5 protein-coding genes and 1 tRNA gene are annotated in these 6,931 nt (G+C 37.7%); 4 read left to right on the forward strand and 2 right to left on the reverse strand.

The genetic code is table 11. From position 1 onward, the window contains the following. Positions 1–5: 5 nt before the first annotated feature. Together ACQV2X_RS04400 and glpK are read right to left on the reverse strand one after the other, a co-directional pair. Positions 6–1,193, reverse strand: a complete 1,188-nt coding sequence (locus tag ACQV2X_RS04400) for a glycine C-acetyltransferase (RefSeq protein WP_428873843.1) — start codon at positions 1,191–1,193, stop codon at positions 6–8. A gap of 127 nt (positions 1,194–1,320) precedes the next feature. Beyond that, the gene (glpK, locus tag ACQV2X_RS04405; protein ID WP_428873842.1) at positions 1,321–2,832 is read right to left on the reverse strand and encodes a glycerol kinase GlpK; all 1,512 of its coding nucleotides are present in this window, start codon (positions 2,830–2,832) and stop codon (positions 1,321–1,323) included. Positions 2,833–2,983: 151 nt separating this feature from the next. On the opposite strand from glpK, the gene ACQV2X_RS04410 reads away from it, so the two are divergent. The 4 genes from ACQV2X_RS04410 to ACQV2X_RS04425 all read left to right on the forward strand — a co-directional run bounded on the left by ACQV2X_RS04410 (position 2,984) and on the right by ACQV2X_RS04425 (position 6,642). Then, complete coding sequence (locus tag ACQV2X_RS04410) at positions 2,984–4,117, forward strand: PfkB family carbohydrate kinase (protein WP_428873841.1); 1,134 nt, start codon at positions 2,984–2,986, stop codon at positions 4,115–4,117. Between the two features lie 54 nt (positions 4,118–4,171). After that, positions 4,172–5,089 (forward strand): pseudouridine-5'-phosphate glycosidase, encoded by a 918-nt coding sequence (locus ACQV2X_RS04415; RefSeq protein ID WP_428894274.1) that lies wholly within the window; start codon positions 4,172–4,174, stop codon positions 5,087–5,089. A gap of 153 nt (positions 5,090–5,242) precedes the next feature. Beyond that, a complete protein-coding gene (locus ACQV2X_RS04420) occupies positions 5,243–6,358 on the forward strand; it encodes a BMP family lipoprotein (RefSeq protein WP_428873840.1) in 1,116 nt (371 codons plus the stop codon). Between the two features lie 211 nt (positions 6,359–6,569). After that, positions 6,570–6,642, forward strand: a tRNA-Ala gene (locus tag ACQV2X_RS04425). The last annotated feature ends 289 nt before the right edge of the window (positions 6,643–6,931 follow it).

Here is a 6,931-nt window from a genome sequence, read left to right on the forward strand (position 1 = left end):
CCCTCCTAGATTACGCCTAATTCTTTACCAACTTTTTCGTAGATGGTAATTGCTTGGTCTAACATCTCTTTAGTATGTGCAGCTGTTGGCATATTTCTCACACGACCAGTTCCGAGTGGTACTGTAGGAAAGACAATTGATTTAGCATAGACTCCTTCTTCTCTTAACCGTTTAGAGAAGGCTTGAGCTAATTTTTCTTCACCTAAAATAACTGGTGTAATTGGTGTTTCCGAGTTGCCAATATCAAAGCCTAATGCTTTTAATTCAGCTTTAAGATAGTTACCATTCTCCCATAGGCGATCGTGTAATTCTGATGATTCCATTAAGATATTAATCGATTCAGTAGCAGCTGCAGCATCCCCCGGTGTTAATGAAGTTGAGAATAGGAATGGACGTCCAGCTACTTTTAACCAGTCGATTAATTCTTGTGAACCCGCAACATATCCACCTACTACACCAAGAGCTTTTGAAAGGGTTCCAATTTGTAAGTCAATCTTATCCGATAGACCGAAATGCTTAACTGTACCCGCACCTTTACCCATTACTCCTGAGCCGTGCGCATCATCAACATAAGTAATTAAGTTGAATTCTTCTGCAATTTCAACAATTTCTGGAATATTAGCTACGTCGCCATCCATTGAGAAAACACCGTCTGTAATGTACATTACTTTTTTGTATAAGCCTGATTCTGTTGCCTCTTTAGCTTTTGCACGTAAATCATCCATGTCTTGATGTTTCACTGGAATGATTTTAGCACGTGATAAACGGCAGCCGTCAATGATTGAAGCGTGGTTTAATGCATCTGAAAGAATAGCGTCTTCTTTGTTCATGATGGCAGAAATAGCAGCCATATTACAATTGAAGCCTGATTGAAAAGCTATTGCAGCTTCTGTTTTCTTAAATTCTGCAATTTTCTTTTCTAGAATATTGTGGACATCCATCGTACCATTAATAGTACGAACCGCACCTGCTCCCACTCCATACTTATCAATAGTTTTTTTAGCTACCTCTTTTAAACGTTCGGAAGTTGCTAAACCAAGATAGTTGTTTGATGATAAATTAATGAGCTCTTGTCCGTTAATTTCAATGATTGGGCCGTTTGCAGAAGATAAGGCTTCGATTTCATTATAGAGATTCTTTTCTTTCTTTTCTGCAATTGCTGCTGATAAAAATTCATGTAAGCTTTGTACCACTTATAGTTCCCCCTTAATACTTTTACTATATTATAAAACGCTTCCAGGTTTAAAGCAAATACAATCGCAATTATGATTAAATCCTTATTGATTTCTCATTATTTTCTTATTCTAAAGCTAAATTAAACTAGTTCCGCTTGTTACTAAAATGTCGCGTCGACTGAACAGCCCTTCTCCAACCTTCATATAAATCTTCACTGCGATTTATTGACATTTTCGGTTTAAAAGTTATAGCGGGTTTAACTAAGCTTTGGATTTCTTCAATAGACTGCCAATAGTCTACTGCTAAGCCTGCTAGAAAAGCAGCCCCCAATGCCGTGGACTCAAGATTGGATAAGCGTGTTACTGCCGTATTTAAAATATCTGCTTGAAACTGCATCAAGTAATTATTTTTACAAGCGCCTCCATCGACTTTTAATTCTGGAATGACGACCCCCATTTCATCCTTTATTACATCAATGATGTCGCGCACTTGATAAGCTAAAGATTGCAAGGTCGCTTTAACGAAGTCAGCTTTATCAGTGCCACGAGTTAAGCCAAACACAGCTCCTCTAGCCTGAGAATCCCAATAAGGAGCTCCTAATCCCGTGAAAGCTGGCACCACATATACTTCATCTTCGTTTTTTGAATGTTGGGCGAGTTCCTCAGATTCAGAAGATTCTTCAATCATCCTTAATCCATCTCGTAACCATTGAATAGCTGAACCCGCTACGAATATAGAGCCCTCAATACAGTATACTGGAGATTGGTTAGGAAATTTATAAGCGATAGAAGTAGATAGCGCATGCTTAGACAGCTTTAGCTCATTCCCAATGTTCATCAATATAAAGGCACCTGTTCCATAAGTTGATTTAACTTGCCCTTTATCAAAGGCGAGTTGACCAATCAATGCTGCTTGTTGATCTCCAGCCATACCAGCTAATGGTATTTCGTGACCGTAAAAATGATAGGTGGCTGTTTTTCCGTATATTTCAGAATTTGATACCACTTGGGGTAATAGTTGAGCAGGTATATTGAATATGTCTAAAAGCTCTCGATCCCATTCCAGAGTTTCAATATTAAATAAAAGGGTACGCGAAGCATTAGAATAGTCCGTAATATGGTGTCTGCCACCTGACAATTTCCACATCAACCAAGAATCTATTGTGCCAAAGGCTAAGTCGCCAGCTTCTGCTCTTATTTGAGAAGTTGGAAGATGGTCTAAAATCCAACGAATTTTACTCGCTGAAAAATAAGGGTCAAGCGGTAAGCCTGTCTTTTTCTTAATAATATCTTCATAGCCACTCTTTTTAAGCGCTTGGCATATTTCGCTTGATTGCCGCGATTGCCAGACAATCGCGTGATAGATAGGCTCTCCGCTTTCACGGTCCCAAATGACTGTCGTCTCTCTTTGATTAGTGACTCCAATTGCTACTATCTGCTTAGGTTGAATATTACCATTAATCAAAGCTTGAGAAATGACGGACTGAACGGATTGCCAAATCTCATTAGCATCTTGTTCTACCCAACCAGATTGAGGAAAAAATTGTTGAAATTCTTTTTGAGCACTGGCTATAAATTCACCTTGATGGTTCACTATGACTGCTCTAGTAGATGTCGTTCCTTGATCGATTGCCATTATATATCGGTCGTTTAACAAAATAAAGCCCCTCTCTTTAATCGCTTAATTGAGTGATTGTATTATAGTTCTTGTCAATATACTTCTCAAGTTTCGTTTAAATAAGACTTGTATTCTATTAATTTAAAGGTATAATTAAGACAAGAATCTTAAATAAGGACAATTGTTGTCAGTGGGAGGTATTATCATCAGACTCAACTCAAATGAAAAGCGTGTTTTGGATTTAATTAAGCAAGACCCTTTTCTTACTCAAACTAAACTTGCTGAAATTTTGAGTATTAATCGATCTACTCTAGCTAATATTGTGTCATCACTTACGCAAAAGCGCTACCTGCAAGGTAGAGCCTATATTGTCAATGAACCAGCTGATATTTTTTGTATCGGAGCTATGAATATTGACCGTATCTTTCAGTTAAAAACACCTTTACTCAAATCCACCTCTAATCCTGTTAACTCAACAGTGACTGTTGGAGGAGTTGCACGAAATGTAGCAGAAAACCTCGGAAGGATGGAACTCTCAGTGAGTTTACTATCTTTAGCAGGTATCGATGCTGATTTTGAAGAAATTAAGGCTATTACTCAGCCCTTTGTGAATTTAGACCATGTGAAATCCTTAGAAAATCACAATACGTCCTCCTACACAGCCATTCTCGATGAAACAGGTCAAATGGAAGTAGCCTTTGCTGATATGGAAATCTGTGATCAAATGAATGCTGAATGGATTACTAGTTTCCATTTACAAATTGAAAATTGTCAATTCATTGCTATGGATCTTAATCTCACTCAATCTGCCGTTGAACAAGTGATGAATATAGCGAAAAAACAGCAAATACCTCTGGTGGTTATTCCAGTTTCCGGACCGAAAATGAACCATCTGCCAGAGAATTTAAAAGGAATTACATGGCTAATTGTCAATCAGGATGAATCTGAAGAATACTTTAATCACAAAGTTAAGACGGAAGATGATTTTATATATCTCGCTGAGCTATGGATTGATCGAGGAGTGGAAAATGTCATTATCACTCGTGGTACTAAACCATTGCTATACTCGAATCAAAAGAAAGAGTTTCTATATTTTCAACCTCCTAATAACCCTCGATTAGTTGATGTGACAGGGGCTGGCGATTCTTTTGTAGCGGGATTAATATACGGGCTCAAAAAAGAATATGCTCCAAGTGAAGCCATTCATTATGGTATTACTAACTCTTATTACACTGTACAATCCCCTTCCACAGTTAGAAAAAATCTTAATGCGAAACTGTTTGAAGAAGAACGTCAATTGATTGGAAATTGTCAAATATTTTAAAGAAAGAGGAATATAACTATGAATCAACCATATAATAAAGAAACAGCTAACGCTATGAATCATCCCCTATTATCCATCTCTAAAGAGGTTCAAGCAGCAATCATTCAACAAAAACCGATTGTAGCCTTAGAATCAACTATCGTTTCACACGGAATGCCTTATCCACAAAATGTTAAAATGGCACAAGAAACGGAACAAATTATTCGTGACCACGGAGCTGTTCCAGCAACCATAGCCATCATGAACGGGCAGTTTAAAATTGGCTTAGAAGAAGAAGACTTGGAAATCTTAGCTACAGCAAAAGAAGTGGTCAAAGTATCCAGACGAGACTTAGCCGAAGTAATTGCCAATAAGCAATTAGGAGCCACTACCGTGGCTACAACCATGATTGGCGCTCATCTAGCCGGGATTAAAGTGTTTGTAACCGGTGGAATTGGTGGGGTTCATCGTGGATATACTGAACACATGGATGTATCTGCTGACCTTGAAGAGTTAGCCCAAACTCCTGTTACCGTGGTATGTGCGGGAGCTAAAGCTATTTTAGACTTACCAAGAACCTTGGAATACTTAGAAACTAAAGGGGTTCCGGTTACTGGTTATCAAACCGATTACCTGCCAGCCTTTTATTCTTCAACCTCACCTTACCGCTTGACTAGTAGGGCAGATTCTGCAGAAGAAATTGCCCAGCGAATGGTAGCCGCTGATCAACTAGATTTACAAGCTGGTTTATTGATTGCAAACCCAATCCCTAAAGAATACGAAATCCCTAACGATGAAATCAATGCTATCATTGATCAAGCTTTAATTGAAGAAAAAGAAGCTGGCGTTCATGGTAAGGAATCCACCCCCTTCTTATTAGCAAAAATTGTTGAATTGACTGAAGGACGCTCATTAGAAACTAATATCCAATTGGTTTATAATAATGCAAAATTAGGTGCAGAAATTGCGGTTCAATACCAATTGAAAAACTAATGTGTCTTCCAAAAGTATTTTTAGCCTCTAGTTTGGGTTATTCCTGAATTGGAGGCTTTTATATGTGATCATGAGTGATTAACTTAGAAAGCAAACGCTTGCTTTATCGACCTTATAAAGGTATATTATAGTTAAAACAAATGGAGGTATTCTATGAAAAAATTATTAACACTATCGGCAGCTGCCTTAACACTAGGTGCAGCTACATTACCTTTAGCAACTGTTGTTGCTCAAGAACAAATTTCACCAGTAATCATTACTGACGTTGGTGGAGTGGACGATAAATCATTCAACCAATCTGCTTGGGAAGGTTTACAAGCTTACGGTGAAGAAAATGAATTAGAAGAAGGCCCTGGTGGCTACTTCTATCTTGAATCTAAGTCAGATTCAGATTATGTAACAAACATCAATGCAGCTATCCAAGGTGGATCAAACCTTATTTTTGGTATTGGTTATAAGTTACAACCGGCTATTGATGAAGCAGCTGAACAAAACCCAGATGGACATTTTGTTATCGTAGACTCTGTTGTTGAAAAAGACAACGTAGCTTCTATTACCTTTAAAGACAACGAAGCAGCTTTCTTAGCAGGTGTTGCTGCAGCTATGACTACTAAGACAGACCACATCGGTTTTATCGGTGGAGTTGAGTCTGAAGTAATTGACCGTTTCGAAGCTGGTTTTGTAGCTGGTGCTAAAACAGTTAACCCTGATATCGAAATATCAATCGAGTATGCTGGTCACTTTGCAGATGCTCCTAAAGGAAAGCAACTAGCAGCTTCAATCTACTCTAGTGGCGCAGACATCATTTATCATGCTGCTGGTGGAACTGGCCAAGGTGTATTCTCAGAAGCTAAAGACCGTGTATCAAACGATCCTTCTCAAGAATTATACGTAATTGGTGTAGACTTAGACCAAGACGCTGAAGGCTTAATTGAAATTGACGGTGAAGAGCGTCACTTAACATTAACATCTACATTGAAACAAGTTGGTGAATCAGTGAAAGCATTTGCTGAAAAAACACAAGCTGAAGGTTTTGAAGGTGGCGTTCAAACTTTAGGTTTAGCTGATGGTGGTGTAGACCTTACAACTGAATTCTTAACTGACGAAGTTAAGAAAGCTGTTGAAGACTACAAACAACAAATCATCAATGGCGAAATCGTTGTCCCTGAAAAACCTGGTGAAGAGATGACCTCTAATGAAGATGCTGATGCAGAAAAAGCTGAAGACGAAACAGAAGAAGAAACTGCTGAAGAAACTGAAGCAGAATAATAATTTAAAATTAATTACAAAAAAGAGCAAGCTTGATTTATCTCAAGCTTGCTCTTTTTTCTATTTAGAACTACTTAACGTATATAATAGAAAGTCTTTTGATTGGATTAATTATATTCGACTATTACTTCTAGGAACAATTAGGATAATGTTTTTTCAACTATTGACTTATATTTCAAAATTGCGTAAGATATATGTGTATTTCTATATTGGGGGCGTAGCTCAGTTGGGAGAGCGCTACAATGGCATTGTAGAGGTCGTCGGTTCGAGACCGATCGTCTCCATATAAATAAATATATACTATTAAAAATTTTTATAAACCTTAACATTATAGGTTTTTAATAAAAATAATCACTAAATATTGCATAATATTTCGTGCAACATTCTAGCTCCCTAGGCAAATAGAGAGGACTAGCTTATTTGCTAGCCCTCTTTTCTTGTGAAATTTAGGCTCTATAATAAACAGGGTGGATGGAAGAAAAAAACACTTCCTTCCATCCTATTTTTTGCTACACAAAAACACAAAAGTCCGATCTATTAAAAGTGGTAACTAAAATAGAAAGGACTCTGTGC

It is taken from the genome of Facklamia sp. P12945, from assembly GCF_050409485.1.
GTDB lineage: Bacteria > Bacillota > Bacilli > Lactobacillales > Aerococcaceae > Facklamia.